Origin of the sequence: Bradyrhizobium sp. HKCCYLRH3059, from assembly GCF_051168035.1 — a bacterium.
GTDB lineage: Bacteria > Pseudomonadota > Alphaproteobacteria > Rhizobiales > Xanthobacteraceae > Bradyrhizobium.
On the sequence record NZ_JBNPUF010000001.1, the window covers coordinates 1,248,825 to 1,269,288 of the forward strand.

General features: G+C 67.0%; 15 protein-coding genes. 9 read left to right on the forward strand and 6 right to left on the reverse strand.

What is annotated here, in order from left to right:
• Positions 1-104: 104 nt before the first annotated feature.
• From pimA to glpK, 6 genes are all read left to right on the forward strand, one after another.
• Positions 105-1,769 (forward strand): dicarboxylate--CoA ligase PimA, encoded by a 1,665-nt coding sequence (gene pimA / locus ACQR13_RS05705; RefSeq protein WP_316172676.1) that lies wholly within the window; start codon positions 105-107, stop codon positions 1,767-1,769.
• Positions 1,770-1,788: 19 nt separating this feature from the next.
• Positions 1,789-2,976 carry an acetyl-CoA C-acyltransferase gene (locus tag ACQR13_RS05710; protein WP_315825956.1) on the forward strand — a complete coding sequence of 396 codons (1,188 nt, stop codon included), beginning with the start codon at positions 1,789-1,791 and terminating at the stop codon, positions 2,974-2,976.
• Between the two features lie 143 nt (positions 2,977-3,119).
• Positions 3,120-4,310, forward strand: a complete 1,191-nt coding sequence (gene pimC / locus ACQR13_RS05715) for a pimeloyl-CoA dehydrogenase large subunit (RefSeq protein ID WP_315825957.1) — start codon at positions 3,120-3,122, stop codon at positions 4,308-4,310.
• A 161-nt stretch (positions 4,311-4,471) separates the two neighbouring features.
• On the forward strand, positions 4,472-5,614 hold the full coding sequence (gene pimD, locus ACQR13_RS05720) for a pimeloyl-CoA dehydrogenase small subunit (RefSeq protein ID WP_315713781.1): 1,143 nt from the start codon (positions 4,472-4,474) through the stop codon (positions 5,612-5,614).
• Positions 5,615-5,889: 275 nt separating this feature from the next.
• On the forward strand, positions 5,890-6,663 hold the full coding sequence (locus ACQR13_RS05725) for an SDR family NAD(P)-dependent oxidoreductase (RefSeq protein WP_315825958.1): 774 nt from the start codon (positions 5,890-5,892) through the stop codon (positions 6,661-6,663).
• A 278-nt stretch (positions 6,664-6,941) separates the two neighbouring features.
• Entirely contained in the window at positions 6,942-8,444 is a 1,503-nt protein-coding gene (glpK, locus tag ACQR13_RS05730) for a glycerol kinase GlpK (protein WP_315825959.1), read from the forward strand.
• A 21-nt stretch (positions 8,445-8,465) separates the two neighbouring features.
• On the opposite strand, the gene ACQR13_RS05735 is transcribed toward glpK, so the two are convergent.
• A complete protein-coding gene (locus ACQR13_RS05735; RefSeq protein ID WP_434862641.1) occupies positions 8,466-9,356 on the reverse strand; it encodes an alpha/beta fold hydrolase in 891 nt (296 codons plus the stop codon).
• Positions 9,357-9,466: 110 nt separating this feature from the next.
• Between ACQR13_RS05735 and ACQR13_RS05740 the strand changes: the two genes are divergently transcribed.
• Entirely contained in the window at positions 9,467-10,060 is a 594-nt protein-coding gene (locus ACQR13_RS05740; RefSeq protein WP_434862642.1) for a GNAT family N-acetyltransferase, read from the forward strand.
• A 60-nt stretch (positions 10,061-10,120) separates the two neighbouring features.
• Positions 10,121-10,753 carry a glutathione S-transferase family protein gene (locus ACQR13_RS05745; protein WP_434862643.1) on the forward strand — a complete coding sequence of 211 codons (633 nt, stop codon included), beginning with the start codon at positions 10,121-10,123 and terminating at the stop codon, positions 10,751-10,753.
• 238 nt (positions 10,754-10,991) lie between these two features.
• Here the strand turns inward: ACQR13_RS05745 and ACQR13_RS05750 are convergent, their stop codons facing one another.
• From ACQR13_RS05750 to metF, 5 genes are all read right to left on the reverse strand, one after another.
• Positions 10,992-12,014, reverse strand: coding sequence for an HlyD family secretion protein (locus ACQR13_RS05750; RefSeq protein ID WP_434862644.1), 1,023 nt, complete (start codon positions 12,012-12,014; stop codon positions 10,992-10,994).
• A complete protein-coding gene (locus ACQR13_RS05755; protein ID WP_434862645.1) occupies positions 12,011-12,730 on the reverse strand; it encodes an ABC transporter ATP-binding protein in 720 nt (239 codons plus the stop codon). Before ACQR13_RS05755 ends, ACQR13_RS05750 begins: the two co-directional genes overlap by 4 nt.
• Positions 12,727-13,860, reverse strand: coding sequence for an ABC transporter permease (locus ACQR13_RS05760; protein WP_434862646.1), 1,134 nt, complete (start codon positions 13,858-13,860; stop codon positions 12,727-12,729). Before ACQR13_RS05760 ends, ACQR13_RS05755 begins: the two co-directional genes overlap by 4 nt.
• 323 nt (positions 13,861-14,183) lie before the next feature.
• Positions 14,184-18,050 carry a methionine synthase gene (gene metH / locus ACQR13_RS05765; RefSeq protein ID WP_434862647.1) on the reverse strand — a complete coding sequence of 1,289 codons (3,867 nt, stop codon included), beginning with the start codon at positions 18,048-18,050 and terminating at the stop codon, positions 14,184-14,186.
• Complete coding sequence (metF, locus tag ACQR13_RS05770; RefSeq protein ID WP_315713792.1) at positions 18,050-18,967, reverse strand: methylenetetrahydrofolate reductase [NAD(P)H]; 918 nt, start codon at positions 18,965-18,967, stop codon at positions 18,050-18,052. The genes metH and metF overlap by 1 nt, the downstream gene beginning before the upstream one ends.
• Before the next feature lie 371 nt (positions 18,968-19,338).
• Here metF and ACQR13_RS05775 point away from each other — a divergent pair, with 371 nt between their 5' ends.
• Positions 19,339-20,358 carry an LLM class flavin-dependent oxidoreductase gene (locus ACQR13_RS05775; RefSeq protein WP_315713793.1) on the forward strand — a complete coding sequence of 340 codons (1,020 nt, stop codon included), beginning with the start codon at positions 19,339-19,341 and terminating at the stop codon, positions 20,356-20,358.
• The last annotated feature ends 106 nt before the right edge of the window (positions 20,359-20,464 follow it).

Here is a 20,464-nt window from a genome sequence, read left to right on the forward strand (position 1 = left end):
ACGGCAGTCTCGCCCGGAGCCACCCCCCTCCCTGGCCTTCCCCCACAAGAGGAGAGGGAACGGGAAGAGCGGGGCCGCCTTACGGCAAGAAACACAGAGTCCGCATGACCCATCCTGGCGAACAGTTCTATCCCGAAGGCGTCCGCTGGGACGCGCCGATCGCGCGTGGCACCTTGCCAGATCTGCTGGCAAAGGCGGTCAGTGACTTCGGCGATCGCGACGCGCTGGAATTCCGCGACCGCCCCGTCACCTTCAAGCAACTCGCGGCGCTCGTCGACCAGGCTGCCGCCGCGTTCCTGCGAGCCGGTTTTGGCAAGGGCGCGTCGATCGCGCTGTTCCTCGGCAATACGCCGGATCATCCGATCAACTTCTTCGGCGCGCTCAAGGCCGGCGCCCGCGTCGTGCACCTGTCGCCGCTCGATGGCGAGATCGCGCTGTCGCACAAGCTCAGCGATTCCGGCGCACGCATTCTCGTCACCTCGAACCTGTCGGCGCTGCTGCCGACGGCGCTGAAGTTCCTCGAGAAGGGCCTGCTCGACCGCCTGATCGTCTGCGAGGATGATCATTGGGGCAAGGTCGGTACGTCACAGACGCCGTTGCCGGATAGCTCCGCCGTGACCACCCATCGTGCCTTCGTCGAGGGCGCCGTGGCGCCGGCAGCGTGGCCGGCCATCTCGCCCGACGACGTCGCCTTGCTGCAATATACCGGCGGCACCACCGGCCTGCCCAAGGGCGCGATGCTGACCCATGGCAATCTCACCTCGGCAGTGTCGATCGCCGAAATCTGGGGCCGCGCGACGCGCGCGAACGGCAACGGCTCCGACCGAGTCATCTGCGTGCTGCCGCTGTTCCACATCTATGCACTGACGGTGGTGCTGCTGACCTCGCTGCGTCTCGGCAGCCTGATCTCGCTGCACCAGCGCTTCGACTTGGAAGCCGTGATGCGCGACATCGAGGTCAAGCGCGCGACCTATTTTCCCGGCGTGCCGACGATGTGGATCGCGATCGCCAACCTGCCCGATCTCGACACGCGCGATCTGTCGTCGCTGACTAGCGTTGGCTCCGGTGGCGCGCCGCTGCCAGTCGAGGTCGCGCGCATCCTGGAGCGCCGCGTCGGCATGAAGCTGAAGAGCGGCTGGGGCATGACCGAGACCTGCTCGCCCGGCACCGCCCATCCCAAGGGTGGCCCGGACAAGCCCGGCTCGATCGGGATCACGCTGCCCGGCATCGAGATGGACGTCGTGTCGCTCGAGGATCCCGCAAAGGTGCTCGGCGTGAACGAGGTCGGCGAGATCCGGATCAAGGGGCCGAACGTCACCAAGGGCTATTGGAACCGGCCGGACGAAACGGCGCAGTCGTTCGTCGGCGATCATTTCCTGACCGGCGACATCGGCTATGTCGACGCCGACGGTTTCTACTTCCTGGTCGACCGCAAGAAGGACATGATCATCTCCGGCGGCTTCAACGTCTATCCGCAGATGATCGAGCAGGCGATCTACACCCATCCGGCGGTGCAGGAGGTCATCGTGATCGGCATTCCCGACGCCTATCGCGGCGAGGCGGCCAAGGCCTTCATCAAGCTGCGCGACGGCTTCGCGCCGTTCCCGGTCGAGGATCTCCGCGCCTTCCTCACCGGCAAGCTCGGCAAGCACGAGCTGCCGGCGGCGGTCGAGTTCGTCGACGAGCTGCCGCGCACGCCGGTCGGCAAGCTGTCGCGTCACGAACTGCGCCAGCAGCAATCACCCACGTCTCACAGCAAACATCCGTAACAACAACAGGAGGTCGCCCATGACCGATGCCGTCATCGTTTCCACCGCCCGCACGCCGATCGGCAAGGCCTATCGCGGCGCGCTCAATGCCACCGGCGGCGCGACGCTGCTCGGCCACGCCATCGGCGAGGCGGTCAAGCGCGCCAAGGTCGATCCGGCCGAGGTCGAGGATGTCGTGATGGGCGCAGCCCTGCAGCAGGGCTCGACCGGCGGCAACATCGCGCGCAAGGCGCTGCTGCGTGCCGGCCTGCCGGTGTCGGTCGGCGGCACCACCATCGACCGCCAGTGCGCCTCCGGCCTGCAGGCGATTGCGCTCGCGGCGCGCTCGGTGATCTTCGACGGTGTCGAGATCGCAGTCGGCGGCGGCGGCGAATCGATCTCGCTGGTCCAGAACGACAAGATGAACACGTTCCAGGCCACCGATCCGGCGCTGCTCGAGATCAAGGGCGACGTCTACATGCCGATGATCGACACCGCCGAGATCGTCGCCAAGCGCTACGGCATCTCCCGCGAGCGCCAGGATGAATATGCGCTGGAGAGCCAGCGCCGCACCGCTGCCGCGCAGCAGGGCGGCAAGTTCAACGACGAGCTGGCGCCGATCTCGACCAAGATGGCGGTCACCGACAAGGCCACCGGCAACGTCTCGTTCAAGGACGTCACCCTGTCGCAGGACGAAGGTCCGCGCCCCGAGACGACGGCCGAAGGTCTCGCCGGCCTCAAGGCCGTGCGCGGCGACGGCTTCTCGATCACCGCCGGCAATGCCAGCCAGCTCTCCGACGGCGCCTCCGCCTGCGTGATCATGAGCGACGCCACCGCGGCGAAGCGCGGCCTGCAGCCGCTCGGCATCTTCCGCGGCTTCGTCGCGCATGGCTGCGAGCCCGACGAGATGGGCATCGGCCCGGTGTTCGCGGTGCCGCGTCTATTGAAGCGCCATGGCCTGACCGTCGACGACATCGGCCTGTGGGAGCTCAACGAGGCGTTCGCCGTGCAGGTGCTGTACTGCCGCGACAAGCTCGGCATCGACCCCGACAAGATCAACGTCAATGGCGGCGCCATCGCGGTCGGCCATCCCTACGGCATGTCGGGCGCGCGGCTCACGGGCCACGCGCTGATCGAAGGCCGCCGCCGCAAGGCCAAGTACGCGGTGGTGACGATGTGCGTCGGCGGCGGCATGGGCGCCGCCGGCCTGTTCGAGGTGCTGCAATAGGTCTTCGTCATTCCGGGGCGCGCGGAGCGCGAGCCCGGAATCCATACTCACGATGGTGGTTATGGATTCCGGGTTCGCCTCTTCGAGGCGCCCCGGAATGACAGCTCGATTTGTCGACGAATATATACACACGGGAGGATCCGATGGATCTTGCATTCACGAAGGAAGAGCAGGCGTTCCGCGAGGAAGTCCGGCAGTTCTTCAAGGACAATGTCCCGCCGGAGACCCGGCGCAAAATGATCGAAGGCCGCCATCTGTCGAAGGACGAGATGGTGACCTGGTGGCGCATCCTCAACAAGAAGGGCTGGGGTGTCTCGCACTGGCCGGAGGAATATGGCGGCACCGGCTGGACCTCGGTGCAGCACTACATCTTCAACGAGGAGTTGCAGGCCTATCCGGCGCCGCAGCCGCTCGCCTTCGGCGTCAGCATGGTCGGCCCCGTCATCTACACTTTCGGCAACGAGGAGCAGAAGAAGAAGTATCTGCCGCGCATCGCCAATGTCGACGACTGGTGGTGCCAGGGCTTCTCCGAGCCGGGCTCGGGCTCCGACCTCGCATCGCTGAAGACCAAGGCCGAGCGCCGCGGCGACAAGTGGATCATCAACGGCCAGAAGACCTGGACCACGCTCGCGCAGCACGCCGACATGATCTTCTGCTTGTGCCGCACCGATCCGTCCGCGAAGAAGCAGATGGGCATCTCCTTCATCGTGTTCAGCATGAAGTCGAAGGGCGTCACGGTGCGTCCGATCCAGACCATCGACGGCGGCCACGAGGTCAACGAGGTGTTCTTCGACGACGTCGAGGTGCCCATCGAGAACCTGATCGGCGAGGAGAACAAGGGCTGGGACTACGCCAAGTTCCTGCTTGGCAATGAGCGCACCGGGATCGCCCGTGTCGGCGTCTCCAAGGAGCGTATCCGCCGCATCAAGGAGCTCGCCGGCAAGATCGAATCCGGCGGCCGTCCGGTGCTGGAGGACCCGTCGTTCCGCGAGAAGCTCACGGCCTGCGAGGTCGAGCTGAAGGCGCTCGAGCTGACGCAACTGCGCGTCGTCGCCGACGAGGGCAAGCACGGCAAGGGCAAGCCCAATCCGGCGTCCTCGGTGCTGAAGATCAAGGGCTCCGAGATCCAGCAGACCACGACCGAGCTGCTGATGGAGGTGATCGGCCCGTTTGCCGCGCCCTACGACGTCCATGGCGACGACGACAGCAACGAGACCATGGATTGGACCGCGCAGATCGCGCCGAGCTACTTCAACAACCGCAAGGTCTCGATCTACGGCGGCTCCAACGAGATCCAGCGCAACATCATCGCCAAGGCGGTGCTGGGGCTTTGAGTTGCTGTCATTCCGGGGCGCCGCGAAGCGGCGAGCTACGACGCGCAGTTGCGCGTCGGAGAATCCATAACCACCATCGTGAGTATGGATTCCGGGCCCGCGCCTTGCGGCGCGTCCCGGAATGACGCCGATGATGAATTCCGGGTACGAGGATAGAGAGCATGGATTTTGATCTCACCGAGGAGCAGCGTCTCCTCAAGGACAGCATCGACGGCCTGCTGGCGGATGCCTACGATTTCGACAAGCGCAAGCTGTACATGAAGGAGAAGGGCGGCTGGAGCCGCGCGATGTGGTCCAAGCTCGCCGAGCAGGGCCTGCTCGGTCTGCCGTTCTCGGAAGACGACGGCGGCTTCGGCGCCGGCGGCGTCGAGACCATGATCGTGATGGAGGCGATGGGTCGCGCGCTGGTGCTCGAGCCGTATCTCGCAACCGTGGTGCTGGCCGGCGGTTTCCTCCGTCATGGCGGCTCGGCGGCGCAGAAGGCCGCGCATCTGCCTGGGATCATCGACGGCAGCAGGACGTTTGCATTCGCCCAGCTCGAGAAGCAGTCGCGCTATGACCTGTTCGACGTTGCGACGTCTGCGAAGAAGAAGGGCGATGGCTGGGTCATCGACGGCGAAAAGTTCGTCGTGCTCAACGGCGAGAACGCCGACACCTTGATCGTGACCGCGCGCACCTCGGGCGGCCAGCGCGACAAGTCGGGCATCGGCGTGTTCATCGTGCCGGCCGACGCCAAGGGTGTCACCCGCAAGGGCTATCCGACCCAGGACGGTCTGCATGCCGCCGACATCACCTTCACCGGTGTGGAAGTCGGCGCCGACGCCGCGATCGGCGATCCGGTCAATGCCCTGCCGCTGATCGAGCGCGTTGTCGACGAGGCCCGCATCGCGCTGTGCGCGGAGGCCGTCGGCCTGATGGACGAGTCGCTGAAGACCACGGTCGAGTACATCAAGACGCGCAAGCAGTTCGGCGTCGCGATCGGCTCGTTCCAGTCGCTGCAGCACCGGGCGTCCGACATGTTCGTCGCGCTGGAGCAGGCCCGCTCGATGTCGATGTTCGCGACCATGGCCGCCGAGTTCGACGACGCCAAGGAGCGCGCCACCTCGATCGCCGCGGCCAAGGTGCAGATCGGCAAGTCGGCTAAGTTCGTCGGCCAGCAGGCGATCCAGCTCCATGGCGGCATCGGCATGACCATGGAGGCCAAGATCGGCCACTACTTCAAGCGTCTGACGATGATCGAGAGCACCTTCGGCGACACCGACTACCACATGCGCCGCGTCAGCGAGGCGGGCGGGTTGATCTAGAAAGCTTTGTCGTTGCCGGGCTTGACCCGGCAACCCATCGCTTTCTGAAGATGGATGCGCGGGCCTTCGCCGCGCCGAAGGGGCTTCGGCCCCGCAGGCGGGTCAAGCCCGCGCATGACGGATTTGAGAGGGCTACGCTGCCGGTGTCGAGCGGCTCCGGAGTGATTTGATCAATCGAGCCGTCATTGCGAGCGAAGCGAAGCAATCCAGGGCGGTATGCTTGATCTGGATTGCGTCGTCGCTTCGCTCCTCGCAATGACGCGGAGGAAGCAGACATGACCCCCAATCCCTTCGACCTCTCCGGTCAGGTCGCCGTCATCACCGGCTCGAGCCGCGGAATCGGCCGGGCGTCGGCGGAGCTGCTCGCGCAACTCGGCGCCAAGGTGGTGATCTCCAGCCGCAAGCCGGACGCATGCGAGGAGGTTGCGAGCGCCATCCGCGCCAATGGTGGCGAGGCCCACGTCATCCCCTGCAACATCTCCCGGCGGGCCGAGGTCGACGCGCTGATCGACGGCGCCGTGAAGCATTGCGGCCAGGTCGACATCCTCGTCTGCAATGCTGCGGTCAACCCGTATTACGGTCCGCTGCTCGACATCACCGACGAGGCCTTCGACAAGATCATGGCCTCCAACGTGAAGAGCAATCTCTGGCTCTGCGCCAAGGCGATCCCGCCGATGGCCGCGCGGGGCAAGGGCTCGGTCATCATCGTCTCCTCGATCGGCGGCCTGCGCGGCTCGACCGTGATCGGCGCCTACGGCATCTCCAAGGCCGCCGACTTCGCGTTGTGCCGCAGCCTTGCCGGCGAATGGGGGCCGCACGGCGTGCGCATCAATTGCGTCGCGCCCGGCCTGATCAAGACCGATTTCGCCCGCGCGCTGTGGGAGGACGAAGCCCGCCTGAAGCAGCGCTGCGCCACCACCCCGCTGCGTCGCATCGGCGAGCCGCACGAGATCGCCGGCGCGGTCGCCTACCTCGCCTCGGACGCGTCGACCTTCATGACCGGCCAGACCATCGTCGTCGACGGCGGCGTGACAACGGCCGCGGTGTAGCCTTCGTATCCGAGCGGCGGAGCTGATCGCGGGTGTTCACCCTCCCCTGGAGGGGGAGGGTCGCCTCACGACGAGCGAAGCGAAACGTGAGGCGGGGTGGGGTGATCTCTCCACAATCGCCATCGCCCGTGGCTCACCGCACCCCGCTCGCCCGCTGCGCGGGCGACCCTCCCCCTCCAGGGGAGGGTGGATAGACACGTGCCGCTCCACCTTGACCTCGCCCGCCCGATCCGCTTGCTTGTCGGCCCAACGTCGTCAACCTACCGGGAAGAAAACCCATGTCCTTCGTGCTGGCCATCGATCAGGGCACCACGTCCTCGCGCGCGATGGTGTTCCGCTCCGACATCTCGATCGCCGCGGTCGCGCAGCAGGAATTCCCGCAGCATTTCCCGGCCTCCGGCTGGGTCGAGCACGAGCCGGAGGACATCTGGACCTCGACGGTGATGACCTGCCGCGATGCGCTTGAGAAGGCGGGACTGACGGCCAAGGACATCGCGGCGATCGGCATCACCAACCAGCGCGAGACCACCGTGGTATGGGACCGCGCCACCGGCCAGGCCGTCCACCGCGCCATCGTCTGGCAGGACCGCCGCACCGCCGACATCTGCGCCGAGCTCAAGGCCGATGGCCACGAGCCGGATGTCAGCGCCAAAACCGGCCTGATCATCGATCCCTATTTCTCCGGCACCAAGGTGGCATGGATTCTCGACCATGTGCCGGGCGCGCGCGAGCGCGCCGAACGCGGCGAACTGATGTTCGGCACCGTCGACTGCTACCTGCTGTGGCGGCTGACCGGCGGCAAGGTGCATGCCACCGATGCCACCAACGCTTCGCGCACGCTGCTGTTCAACATCCACACCGGTGCGTGGGACGAGACGCTGCTGAAGCTCTTGCGCGTGCCGCGCTCGATGCTGCCCGAGGTGAAGGATTCCTCCGCCGATTTCGGCACCACCACGCCCGATCTGTTCGGCGGCCCGATCAAGGTCGCGGGGATCGCCGGCGACCAGCAGGCGGCCACCATCGGCCAAGCCTGCTTCACGCCGGGCATGATGAAGTCGACCTACGGCACCGGCTGCTTCGCGCTGCTCAACACCGGCGCCACGCCGGTGAAATCGAACAACAAGCTGCTGACGACGATCGCCTATCAGCTCAACGGCGTCAGGACCTACGCGCTCGAAGGCTCGATCTTCGTCGCCGGCTCGGCCGTGCAGTGGCTGCGCGACGGGCTCGGCATCATCAAGCATGCCGCCGAAACCGGCCCGCTCGCCGACAAGTCCGACTCGATGCAGTCGGTCTATCTGGTGCCGGCCTTCGTCGGCCTCGGCGCACCGTATTGGAATCCGCGCGTGCGCGGCGCGCTGTTCGGCCTGACCCGCAATACCGGCCCGGCCGAGCTCGCGCATGCCACGTTGGAGAGCGTGTGCTACCAGACCTACGATCTGTGGGCCGCGATGCGCGCCGACTGGCCCGATGCGTCCGCCGCCACGATCGTGCTGCGCGTCGACGGCGGCATGACCGCCTCGGACTGGACCATGCAGCGTCTCGCCGACCTGCTCGACGCACCAGTCGACCGTCCCATGATCCAGGAGACCACCGCGCTCGGCGCCGCCTATCTCGCCGGCCTCCACGCGGGCGTCTATCCGGAGCCGGAAAAGTTCGCCGACAATTGGCGGCTCGAGCACCGCTTCCGGCCGGCGATGAGCGCGGCGACGCGAGAGCGCAAGCTCGCCGGCTGGGCTCGCGCCGTGAAGGGGGTGCTGGCGAGCGACGAGGGCGAGTAGGGCGCTCGCCTCCCACAGCAGCTAAGCCAGGAACGCAGCAAGGTCGGCATTGACCTGCTTCATGTGGGTCACGAATAGCCCATGCGGGCCGCCGGGATAGACCTTCAGCTCGGCGCCCTTGATGCCCTTGGCGGTCGGCCGTGCCGTCATGTCGAGCGGCGCTGAGACGTCCTTGTCGCCGTGCAGGATCAGCACGGGACGGTCGATCTTCGCAAGCACCGGCCGCAGGTCGGTCGCGATCAGCGCGCGGTTGGTGGCGACCGCGACGGGAATGGGCATCTGGCGCATCATCGCCGCGACCCATTCCATCATCTGCGGCGAGGCGTCCTTCGTGAAGAACGGCAGCTTGTTGTCCTCGATCCATTTCGGGAAGTCGCTCTGCCATGCCGCCCAGCACTGCTCGAAATAGCCACGGGGCGCGCCGAGCGCATTGTCCGGCGTCTGCAGCGGGAACGGCGTCGTCGGGCCGAGCATCGCGATCCGCGCGATGCGTTGCGTGCCGTGCCGCGCGATGTAGTTGAGGATCTCGTTGCAGCCCATGGACATGCCGACCAGCGCGACCTCATCGAGGTCGAGCTGCGCGATCACCTCGGCGATGTCGTCGGCGAGCCGGTCGAGCTCGTAGCCGCTGCCCGGCACGTCGGAGCGGCCATGGCCGCGGCGGTCGAAGGCGATGCAGCGCAGCCCGCGCCGGCTGAGATCTGAGATCTGGTAGGTCCACATCGCGCTGGTCAGCGCCCAGGCATGTACGAACAGCACCGGCCGGCCGCTGCCCCACTCCTCGTGATAGAGCGTCACGCCGTCGCTGCAGCGGATACGCGGGCGCGCCGCGGTCGGTGCGGCGGCGAGGCCCGCTCCCGTCGCCGCGAAGCTGGCTGCTGCCGCGGTCAGCAGCACGTCTCGTCGTTGCATGGGCATGGCTCCTGATGTTGAATGCGCCGACCATGCCGGGACCGCTGTGCGGTTCCAATTACGTCCGGGGTAAGCAGGTTGCCGATCACTCTTCAATCAGGTCGTCTTGAGTGACCATTCCCGACGGATATTTCGACGTCCCGCCCGGCAAGGTCGCGGCCGTGGTGACCTCGCTGGAAATGCTGGCGCCGCCGGTGCTGCCGCCCGATCCGATCGGCGACTGGAGCATTCGCCGCGTCGCGCAGCCCGATCTCGCTTGGTACCGCGACCTCTATGCCCGCGTCGGCTGGGAGTGGCTGTGGTCGCAGCGCACGCGGATGAGCGATGCGGAGCTTGCCAAGACGATTCGCGCTGACGGAGTCGAGATCTACACCTTGGCGCATGGCGGCGGTGATGAAGCCCTGCTGGAGCTCGACTTCCGCAAGAAGACCGATTGCGAGCTGGCGCTGTTCGGCGTCACGTCGAAGCTGATCGGCACCGGCGCCGGACGGCTGCTGATGAACCACGCGCTGCGCCGCGCCTGGGCGCAGCCGCTGACGCGGCTCTGGGTCCACACCTGCAGCTTCGATCATCCCCGTGCGCTGGCCTTCTACCAGCGCTCCGGCTTCCGTCCCTTCCGGCGGCAGATCGAGATCGCCCCCGACCCGCGCCTCGACGGCACGCTGCCGCGCGACGTCGCAGCGCATGTGCCGCTGTTGGCCTGAACATCGGAGCTGACAACGGCGCCGAACGGCGCTTCAATGCGCCGCACAGGAGGATAACCGATGTTCCTGATCGGCCAATACGACTCGCCTTTCGTCCGCCGCACCGCGATCGCGCTCAAGCTCTACGGCGTGCCGTTCGAGCACAAGCCCTGGTCGACCTTCGGCGATGCCGACAAGATCGCGCCGTACAATCCGCTGCTGCGCGTGCCGGTGCTGGTGCTGGATGACGGCGAGGCGCTGATCGACTCGGTGGCGATCCTCGATCATCTCGACGAGACCGTCGGGCCCGAGCGCGCGATGCTGGCGCGGAGCGGCGCGCTGCGCCGCCAGCAGCTGCATACGATCGCGCTCGCGACCGGTCTCGGCGACAAGGCCGTCAGCCTGATCTACGAGCGCGTGCTGCGCAAGGACCGCCTCGCGCTGTGGGTCGCGCGCTGCGAGGCCCAGATCTCCGGCGTGCTGGCAATGCTGGAGGCCGAGCGCGCAGATGCGACGAGCGCCTATTGGTATGGCGACAACATCGGCCACGCCGACATCGCCGTCGCCTGCGCGCTGCGCTTCACACGCGAGGCGCATCCGCATCTGTTCGACGCCGCGCGCTATCCGGCGCTGGCGGCCCACGCCGCAAGGTGCGAGGCGCTGCCGCCATTCCAGGAGATCGTCCAGCCGCTGGCCCCGCCGAGCGGGGATTGATGGAGTCCATCGAGACGCCAGACCGTGCCGCTTGCTCGGTGCTCACCCTCCCCTGGAGGGGAGGGGCGCCTCACGATGAGCGAAGCGAAACGTGAGGCGGGGTGGGGTGATCTCTCCATCAGCAGCAGTGCTCGTGGCTTCGCCCCACCCCGCTCGCCCGCTGCGCGGGCGAGCGACCCTCCCCCTCAAGGGGAGGGTGGGCAGCAGCGCACGAGGCGTGGGCCGAGCGGCGCGCCCCTCACGGCTTGAAATACACGTCCACCTTCATACCCACCGCGAACGGGCCCGGCTCGGCGAGATCGACCAGCACTTCCACCACGTCGACGTCGGTCATGTTGCGCTGGCTGAGCGCAGCAGTGCGGCTGCTCTCGACCAGTGGGGCGATGGCGGCGACCTTGCCGGCGACGTCGCGGCCGCGGAAGGCGTCGGAGCGGACCACCGCCTGCTGGCCGACCTTGATCTTGTCGAGGTCGCGCTGGTCGAGCTCGGCGCGCACGCGCAGCGAGGACGTATCGCCGAGCAGCACCAGCGGTGGCGTCGTCTGCGGCGAAGCGATCTCGCCGGTGCGCGCATTGACCTGCAGCACCGTGCCGTCGAGCGGCGCGCGGATGGTGAGCCTTTCCAACGTGGCGCGGGCGCCCTGCAGTTCGCTGCGGGCGACGTTGAGCTGGCCCTCGGCGCTGACCGGCAGCGGCGCATCCGCGGTGACCTTGCGCAGCTCGTCGGCCTGTTGCTCCAGCTTCGCCTGCGCGGCTGTCAATTGCGTGCGTGCGGTGTCGACATCGGCATCGGTGCCGCGCCCGGCGCGCCGCTCGGTCACGGCCTTGTCGAGCGCAGCACGCGCGTCGAACACCGCCGCCTGCGCATCGGCGAGGCCGTCTTCGGCGCGGCGCCGGGGACCCGCGCCAGACGGCGTCGACTCCTTGTTGCGCACGCGCTTGCGCATCGCGACCTGCGCCTCGGCGCTGGCGAGCTGCGCGCGAGCTTCGCCATCGCTGAGCCGCACCAGGACCTGGCCGGCGAACACGGTCTCGTTTGGCCTGACCAGCACCTCCTGGATCAGCCCAACCACCGGCGCGCCGAGCTTGATCAGGCCGGATGCCGGCTCGACCCGGCCGGGTGCGACGGCCAGCCAGCGTTCCTCCTGGGCATTGGCGGCACGCGCTGTCGGTGGAATCGAGGTCGGCGTGACGATGATAGCCAATGCAGCCGCGGCGACGAGCCCGAGCAGGTGAGCGCGTTCTGGAATTCCCGATATCATGCGTGCGAGACTTTCTTCATGGACTCGCCGCCGCTCTCCTCGCGGACGATGCGGCCGTCCTCGATGTGAATGACGCGATTGGCAAACGGCAGGATGCGCGGATCGTGCGTCACCACCAGCACCGCGCGCGACGGATCCTTGGCGATATCGGCGAGCAGGGTCATGATCGCCTGACCGTTGGCGGTATCGAGTGCGCCGGTCGGCTCGTCGGCGAGAATGACCTGCGCCTTGCCGACGATGGCGCGGGCGATCGCGACGCGCTGCTGCTCGCCGCCCGAGAGCTGGCGCGGGAACGACCGCTTCTTCGAGCCGAGGCCGACCCGCTCGAGCACCTCGCGCGCCGCCAGTTTCGCGGCCCGCGCGCGTTCGCCGCGCACGTCGAGCGCGAGCCGCACATTGTCCTCGGCGTTCAACGTCGGAAACAGATGATAGGATTGGAAGATGAAGCCGATGCGCTCGCGGCGCAGCTTCGCCAGCGCCTCGGGATCGAGCCCCGCGACCGGCTGGTTGGCAACCCGCACGGCACCGCCATCCGGCGTCATCAGGCAGCCCAGGATCGACAGCAGCGTCGTCTTGCCGCTGCCAGAGGGGCCCATCAGCAGCGCCAGCTCGCCGCCCTTCAGCGACAGGCTCACGCCCTTCAGCGCCTGCACCCTTCCGGCCCCCTGGCCGAGGTGATGCACGAGATCGGTGGCCTCGAGCACGGTGTCGGTCATCGCGAGAACACCAGGGTCGGATCAATGCGCATGACCTTGAGGATCGCCGCGATCGCCGAGCCGACGCACATCGTCAACGTCAGCACGAACAGCGCGACCGTCAGCGTCGGGGTCATGATGACCGGCAGCGCCGATTCCGCGGTCGCGGCCGCCACGATCCTGCCGATCGCCGCAGCGCCGGCGAAGCCGACGATGGCGCTGAGCAGCGCCTGCCAGATGATGACGGTGTAGATGTAGCGGCTGGACGAGCCGATCGCGCGCAGGGTCGCGAACTCGTTGATGTGATCCTTGGTGCTGGAATAGAGCGTCTGCGCCACGATCACGGTGCCGACGATGAGGCCGAGCAGGGCGCCGGCGAACAGCGCGGCACCCGCGCCGGTGCCGAACAGCCAGAACGAGCGGCTGCGGCTCGCGAACTCGGCTGCGGTCAGCACGTCGACATTGGACAGGCTGTCGCGCAGCGCCTGCTGCACCGTGCCGGGATCGGCATCGGGCGTCAGCTTCACCAGCAGATAGGACGCCTTGTTCGGCGCGATGCCGGTATAGGTCCGCGCGCGCTCCACGTCGGTAAAAACGTAAGGCGTCGTCGTGAACGAGCGGATGCCCTTGCTCACCGCCATCACCTGCACCTTGCGATCGCGCAGCTCGGCGGCCTGCTCGACGCCGGTGATGCCGAGCCGCTCGAAATACGTCTGGTCGACGGCGACCGCGCCAGGCACGGACAGGTCGTCCAGCCGCCCCTCCACCACGTTCCAGGGATGCAGCCCGAGCCCGCGCAGCTCCGAGCCGACCACGAAGACGGGCGTCGTGGTGCCTTGCGGCAGCCGCCATTGCGCATAGCCGATCACCAGCGGCGTCGCCTCCGCCACGCCGGGAACAGCAAGCGCGCGGAACCGCTGCCGCTCGTCGAGCAGCGAGGGGTCCTCGAAACATTTGGTGCCGACTGGCATGATCCAGAGCTCGGCCGGGGAATGGTCGATCATGGTCGTGACCATCCGGCGGAAGCCGACATAGAGGCCCATCTGCACGGTCACCAGCACGATCGAGAAGATGATGCCGATGATGGTGGCAATGAATCGAAGCCTGTCATGGAACAGGTTTCGGGACGCAAGCCTGAACTGCAACGACATGAACGAAAAACCACCCGGAGGCCCCGGCGGCATTTCAGCCGGTTAGCGGGGATAAGTCCACGCTGCATCGCATGGCGCCGGCTGTGGCGCATTGTCATTCGCGGCGGCCGTGGCGCGGGGGACACGGGCAGGGGCGTCCAAGTGCAGCGTGTGAGCCGAGCAGGGGGCGTCATAACCGCTGTCGTCCCTGCGAACGCAGGGACCCATAACCACAGGGAGATGTTGTTTTGCGCGATATCAGCCCCGCGGACGACGGGTAGATCACGCGGTATGGGTCCCCGCGTTCGCGGGGACGACAGCTGTGGATGGGGCGACCGCGCCGGCTACTTCGCGCCGACCGCCTTCTTGCGCCAGGCGAGATGAACGGCACAGGTGCAGCCCACCGGATGGCTCGCGAGCTCGGCGGGGGCGGCGTCGTTGGCCGGAGCGGGCGAAGCGACGGCGCGCGCTGCCGCGTCCGCCTGCTGGCCGCCCCTTGCCGGAATGTAGTTCAGGATCGGCGCCAGCCAGCGCTCGACTTCGGCGACGGTCATGCCCTTGCGCGCGGCGTAGTCCTCGACCTGATCGCGCTCGATCTTGCCGACGCCGAAATAGAAGCTCTCCGGCGAGGCAAAATAGAGGCCCGACACCGACGAGCCCGGCCACATCGCAAAGCTCTCGGTCAGCCGCACGCCGGCATTCTTCTCGGCGTCGAGCAGTTCGAACAAGGTCGCCTTCTCGGTGTGGTCGGGTTGCGCCGGGTAGCCGGGCGCGGGACGGATGCCGTGATACTTCTCCAGGATCAGATCGTCCGGCGAGAGCGCCTCGTCCGGAGCGTAGGCCCAGAACTCGCGGCGGACGCGGGCATGCAGGCGCTCGGCGAACGCCTCGGCGAGGCGGTCGGCCAGCGCCTTCACCAGGATCGAGGAATAGTCGTCATTGGCGTTCTTGAAGCGGTCGGCGACGGCATCCTCGCCGAGGCCTGTCGTGACGACGAAGCCGCCGACATAGTCCGGCACGCCGGAACCCACAGGCGCGATGAAGTCGGAGAGTGCGGTGTTGAAGCGACCCTCGCGCTTCTCGAGCTGCTGGCGCAGCGTGTGCAGCGTCGCGATCTGCTTGGTGCGGCCCTCGTCGGCATAGAGCACGATGTCGTCGCCGGCCGCATTTGCCGGCCAGAAGCCGATCGCGGCGCGCGCCGTGAACCACTTCTCGTCGACGATGCGCTTCAGCATCTTCAGCGCGTCGTCATACAGCGCGCGCGCGGCCTCGCCGACCTTGGCGTCGTCGAGGATGCCAGGGAAACGGCCGGCGAGCTCCCAGGTCTGGAAGAACGGCGTCCAGTCGATATAGGGCACGAGCTCGGCGAGGTCGTAGTCGACGAACGTCTTGGTGCCGAGGAAGGTCGGCTTGACCGGCTTCGCCTTGGCGAAGTCGATCTTCGGCGCGTTGGCGCGGGCGTCCGCGAGCTTCAGCCGCTTCTTGTCGGCCTGGCCGCGCAGATGCGCAGCGGCGATCTTCTGATACTCGCTGCGAACCTCCGTGGCGTAGGTATCCTTGCGCTCCGGCGACAGCAGCGAGGAGGCGACGCCGACGGCGCGGCTGGCGTCGTTGACGTGAACGACCGGGCCATTCTGGTAGTTCGGATCGATCTTGACCGCAGTATGGACACGGCTCGTCGTGGCGCCGCCGATCAGGAGCGGCACGTTCAGGCCCTGGCGCTCCATCTCCGAGGCGAGATACGCCATCTCGTCGAGCGAGGGCGTGATCAGGCCGGAGAGACCGATGATGTCGGCGTTCTCGGCCTTGGCCGTCTCGATGATCCTGGCCGCGGGCACCATGACACCGAGGTCGATGACCTCGAAATTGTTGCACTGGAGCACGATGCCGACGATGTTCTTGCCGATGTCGTGGACGTCGCCCTTGACGGTGGCGAGCACGATCTTGCCGGCGTTGGAGCGCTCGTTGGCCCGGCCCTTGTTGGCAGCCTTCTCCGCCTCCATGAACGGCATCAGATAGGCCACCGCCTGCTTCATCACGCGCGCGGACTTCACGACCTGCGGCAGGAACATCTTGCCGTCGCCGAAGAGGTCGCCGACCACGTTCATGCCGGCCATCAGCGGGCCTTCGATGACGTCGAGCGGCCGCGTCGACGCGGCGCGCGCCTCTTCGGTGTCCTGCTCGATGAACTCGGTGATCCCATGCACCAGCGCGTGGCTCAACCGCTTGTCGACCGGCCATTCGCGCCAGGCGAGATCGGCCTCCTTGGTCTGCTTGCCCTGGCCGCGGAATTTCTCGGCCAGCGCCAGCAGCCGCTCGGACGCGCCGGGGTCGCGGTTGAGGACGACGTCTTCGCACACCTGGCGCAGCTCCGGATCGATGTCGTCATAGACGATCATCTGACCGGCATTGACGATGCCCATGTCCATGCCCGCCTTGATGGCGTGATACAGGAACACCGAGTGCATCGCCTCGCGCACGGGCTCGTTGCCGCGGAACGAGAACGACAAATTGGAGACGCCGCCCGAGATGTGGGCGTGCGGCAGGTTCGAGCGGATCCAGCGTGTCGCTTCGATGAAGTCGACGCCGTAATTGTTGTGTTCCTCAAGTCCGGTCGCGATGGCGAAGATGTTGGGATCGAAGATGATGTCCTCAGGCGGAAAGCCGATCTGCTCGACCAGGATCTTGTAGGCGCGGGCGCAGATCTCGGTCTTGCGCTTGTAGGTGTCGGCCTGGCCGGTCTCGTCGAACGCCATCACGACCACGGCGGCGCCGTGGCGACGCGCGATCTTCGCTTCGTGAATGAACTTCTCCTCGCCTTCCTTGAGCGAGATCGAGTTCACCACCGGCTTGCCCTGCACGCATTTCAGGCCGGCCTCGATGACGTGGAATTTCGAGGAATCGACCATCACGGGAACGCGGGCGATGTCCGGCTCGGCGGCGACGAGGTTGAGGAAGGTCCGCATCGCGGCTTCCGAATCCAGCAGGCCCTCGTCCATGTTGACGTCGATGACCTGGGCGCCGTTCTCGACCTGGTCGCGCGCGACCTGCAGCGCCGCGGTGTAATCGCCGGCGGTGATCAGCTTGCGGAATTTGGCCGAGCCCGTGACGTTGGTGCGCTCGCCGACATTGACGAACGGAATCGCGGGCGTGAGTTCGAACGGCTCGAGGCCCGACAGCCGCAGCCGCGGCGCGATCTCCGGCACGGCGCGAGGCTTGTGCGGGGCGACGGCGGCGGCGATCGCCGCGATATGTTCGGGCGTGGTGCCGCAGCAGCCGCCGACGATGTTGACGAGGCCGTCCCGCGCAAATTCGCCGATCAGTCGCGCCATGTAGGCCGGCGTCTCGTCATACTGGCCGAACTCGTTGGGCAGGCCGGCATTGGGATAGGCGCACACCAGCGCGTCGGCGACGCGGCCGATGTCGGCGACATGGGCGCGCAGATCCTCGGCGCCGAGCGCACAGTTGAAGCCGATGGTCAGCGGTTTCGCGTGGCGGACCGAATTCCAGAACGCCTCCGGCATCTGGCCCGAGAGCAGGCGGCCGGACTTGTCGGTGATGGTGCCCGAGATCATCACGGGCACGTCGGTGCCGCGCTCCTCGCAGAGCTCGGCGATGGCGTACAGCGCCGCCTTGGCATTGAGCGTGTCGAAGATGGTCTCGAGCAGCAGGATGTCGGCGCCGCCGTCCAGGAGCCCGCGCGCCTGCTCGCCATAGGCGAGCCGGAGGTCGTCGAAGGTCACGGCGCGGTAGCCGGGGTTGGAGACGTCGGGCGAGATCGAGGCGGTGCGGTTGGTCGGGCCCATTGCGCCGGCGACGAAGCGCTGTTTGCCGTCCTCGGCCGCAACGCGGGTCGCGGCATTGCGGGCGAGCCGGGCGCCCTCGCGGTTCAGCTCGTAGATGATGTCGGAGAGGTCGTAATCGGCCTGCGCGATCGAGGTTGCCGAGAAGGTGTTGGTGGCGACGATGTCGGCCCCGGCGCGCAGATATTGCGCGTGGATGTCCTCGATGGCGTCGGGCTGCGTCAGGATCAGCAGGTCGTTGTTGCCGCGGAGGTCGCGATGGAAGTCCTTGAACCGCTCGCTGCGGAAGGCGGCCTCGTCGAGCTGCAGCGCCTGGATCATCGTGCCCATGGCGCCGTCGAGGATCAGGATTCGCTTGGCTGCAGCGGCAAGGAAGGCGGCACGCGCTGGAGATACAGGGGTGGACATCAGGCGGCAGCCTTGTTGGCGGACTTCGGACGGATGCCGAGCAGATGGCTGATCGCGAACACGAGGTCGGCGCGGTTCATGGTGTAGAAATGGAAGGTGTCGACGCCATGCTTGGCGAGCTTTTGCACCTGGCCTGCGGCGACGGTCGCCGCGACCAGCTTGCGGGTCTCGGGATCGTCGTCGAGACCGTCGAATTTTTCGGCCAGCCAGTCCGGCACCGTCGTGCCGGCGCGGGTCACGAAGCCACGCGCCTGCTTGAAATTGTGCATCGGCATGATGCCGGGCACGATCGGGATCGTGATGCCGCGGGCGCGGACACGGTCGAGGTAGCGGAAGTAGAGATCGTTGTCGAAGAACACCTGGGTGATGGCGCGGGTGGCGCCGGCGTCGACCTTGGCCTCGAGCATGTCGATGTCGGCGTCGAAGTCGCGGCTCTCGGGGTGCTTCTCCGGATAGGCGGAGACCGAGACCTCGATATCGGGATGGCGCTTCTTGATGCCGGCGATCAGCTCGGGCGAGCTCTGATAGCCCTCGGCATGGGTGTAGTAGGGCGTGCCGATGCCGCCGGGCGGATCGCCGCGAAGCGCCACGATGTGGCGGACGCCGACCTCGTGATAGCGGTCGACGACCTCGTCGATCTCGTGGCGCGAAGCGCCGACGCAGGTGAGATGCGCCGCCGGCAGCAGCGCGGTCTCCTTCAGGATGCGCGCGATCGTGGCGTGGGTGCGCTCGCGCGTCGAGCCGCCCGCGCCGTAGGTCACCGAGACGAAGCTCGGCTCCAGAGGGGCGAGGCGCTCGATCGAGGCCCACAGCGTCCGGTCCATCTCCTCGGTCTTCGGCGGGAAGAACTCGAACGAGATCTTCGGCCGGATGATTGCGGAGTGGCCGTCGGCGATGGCGGTGGCGAGGTCGGTCATGGCAGCGCAGGTTCCCGGTGGCGCGTAAATTTCAACTCAAGAGGGGATCGCTCTTTGGATGTGGGAAGATAAGGGAAGTGCGTCGCAATAGACAGCCCACCCCAAATGGGATTTCGCCCACTTGTATGTGTTTTGATGACTTTTGTCCGCTATCATCGATTATGTGATGGGCAGATAAAATGTTGATGTTTCAACGTGTGTTGGCCGTGGGTGAGCGGATTTGATCGAAATCGAGTGTGGGACGTGTCGAGGACGATGTTGTATACAATGTTCGTGTCCCAACTCGGGCTGATGTCGATCCCTGCATTTCCAGCAGGGCTCCGCCGCGGTTGGCCCATTGTGGCACGCCGCGCAGTCATTAGGTTGAAGCCATGATCCCGCTCTCAGTCCTCGACCTCTCCGTCACGACCACCGCCACGCCTGCCTCGGCGGCACTGCGCAACAGCATCGATCTGGCCCGCCATGTCGATCAGCTCGGCTACGTCCGCTATTGGCTGGCTGAGCACCACAGCCTGCCGTCGGTGGCGAGCCCGTCGCCCGACATCATGATTGGGCAGATCGCGGCAGCGACGCAGCACATCCGCGTCGGCTCCGGCGGCGTCATGCTGCCCAACCATGCGCCGCTGGTGGTCGCGGAGCGCTTCAAGATGCTGGAGGCACTGTTTCCCGGCCGGATCGATCTGGGCCTGGGCCGCGCGCCGGGCACCGACGGCACCACCGCCTATGCGCTGCGCAGCCGGCTCGACCGCCGCGAGGGCGACGACTTCCTGGAGCGGCTGCATGAGCTGATGCTGTGGGAGACCCGCGAGTTCCCTGCCGGTCATCCTTACAACAACGTCATCGCCATGCCCGACGACGCGCCATTGCCGCCGATCTGGCTGCTCGGCTCCAGCGACTATTCCAGCGAGCTGTCGGCGCAGCTCGGCATGGGGTTCGGCTTCGCGCATCATTTCGCCAGCCACGACGCTGTCGACGCGATGCGAACCTACCGCGCGCATTTCACGCCGTCGCGCTGGCGGACACAGCCGCATGCGATCCTGGCGGTCGCGGTGGTGACGGCCGAGACCGACGCCGAGGCGGAGCGGCTGGCGTCGTCGATGGACCTCAACCGCCTCAGGCGCGACCGCGGCCAGTTCCTGCCGCTGCCGAGCCCCGAGGAGGCCGCGGCGTACATGTATACAGACGCCGACCGCGCCTCGATCGCACGCAACCGGTCGCGGCTGTTCGTGGGCAGCCCGGCGACGGTGCGAGCCAAGCTCGATCCGATGATCGCGGCAAGCCAGGCCGACGAGCTGATGGTGATCACGGCGACCTTCGACCACGACGCCCGCAAGCGCTCCTACAGTCTGCTTGCCGACGCCTTTGGCCTGGAGCGGAAGGCGGCGGCGTAGTCCCGCACGAACCCAGCAGCCGATGAGTTCTGGATCGTGCAGCATCAAGATTCAGCTCTCCCCGACGGGCTAGCGTGAGCACGCATTTCGAAGTCGGATCCAGTCA

Excerpts from the sequence above, each read along its gene's own strand:
- pimA (WP_316172676.1), top strand. The coding sequence starts at position 105 with ATGACCCATCCTGGCGAACAGTTCTATCCCGAAGGCGTCCGCTGGGAC.
- ACQR13_RS05710 (WP_315825956.1), top strand. The coding sequence starts at position 1,789 with ATGACCGATGCCGTCATCGTTTCCACCGCCCGCACGCCGATCGGCAAG.
- pimC (WP_315825957.1), top strand. The coding sequence starts at position 3,120 with ATGGATCTTGCATTCACGAAGGAAGAGCAGGCGTTCCGCGAGGAAGTC.
- pimD (WP_315713781.1), top strand. The coding sequence starts at position 4,472 with ATGGATTTTGATCTCACCGAGGAGCAGCGTCTCCTCAAGGACAGCATC.
- ACQR13_RS05725 (WP_315825958.1), top strand. The coding sequence starts at position 5,890 with ATGACCCCCAATCCCTTCGACCTCTCCGGTCAGGTCGCCGTCATCACC.
- glpK (WP_315825959.1), top strand. The coding sequence starts at position 6,942 with ATGTCCTTCGTGCTGGCCATCGATCAGGGCACCACGTCCTCGCGCGCG.
- ACQR13_RS05735 (WP_434862641.1), bottom strand. The coding sequence starts at position 9,356 with ATGCAACGACGAGACGTGCTGCTGACCGCGGCAGCAGCCAGCTTCGCG.
- ACQR13_RS05745 (WP_434862643.1), top strand. The coding sequence starts at position 10,121 with ATGTTCCTGATCGGCCAATACGACTCGCCTTTCGTCCGCCGCACCGCG.
- ACQR13_RS05750 (WP_434862644.1), bottom strand. The coding sequence starts at position 12,014 with ATGATATCGGGAATTCCAGAACGCGCTCACCTGCTCGGGCTCGTCGCC.
- ACQR13_RS05755 (WP_434862645.1), bottom strand. The coding sequence starts at position 12,730 with ATGACCGACACCGTGCTCGAGGCCACCGATCTCGTGCATCACCTCGGC.
- ACQR13_RS05760 (WP_434862646.1), bottom strand. The coding sequence starts at position 13,860 with ATGTCGTTGCAGTTCAGGCTTGCGTCCCGAAACCTGTTCCATGACAGG.
- metH (WP_434862647.1), bottom strand. The coding sequence starts at position 18,050 with ATGTCCACCCCTGTATCTCCAGCGCGTGCCGCCTTCCTTGCCGCTGCA.
- metF (WP_315713792.1), bottom strand. The coding sequence starts at position 18,967 with ATGACCGACCTCGCCACCGCCATCGCCGACGGCCACTCCGCAATCATC.
- ACQR13_RS05775 (WP_315713793.1), top strand. The coding sequence starts at position 19,339 with ATGATCCCGCTCTCAGTCCTCGACCTCTCCGTCACGACCACCGCCACG.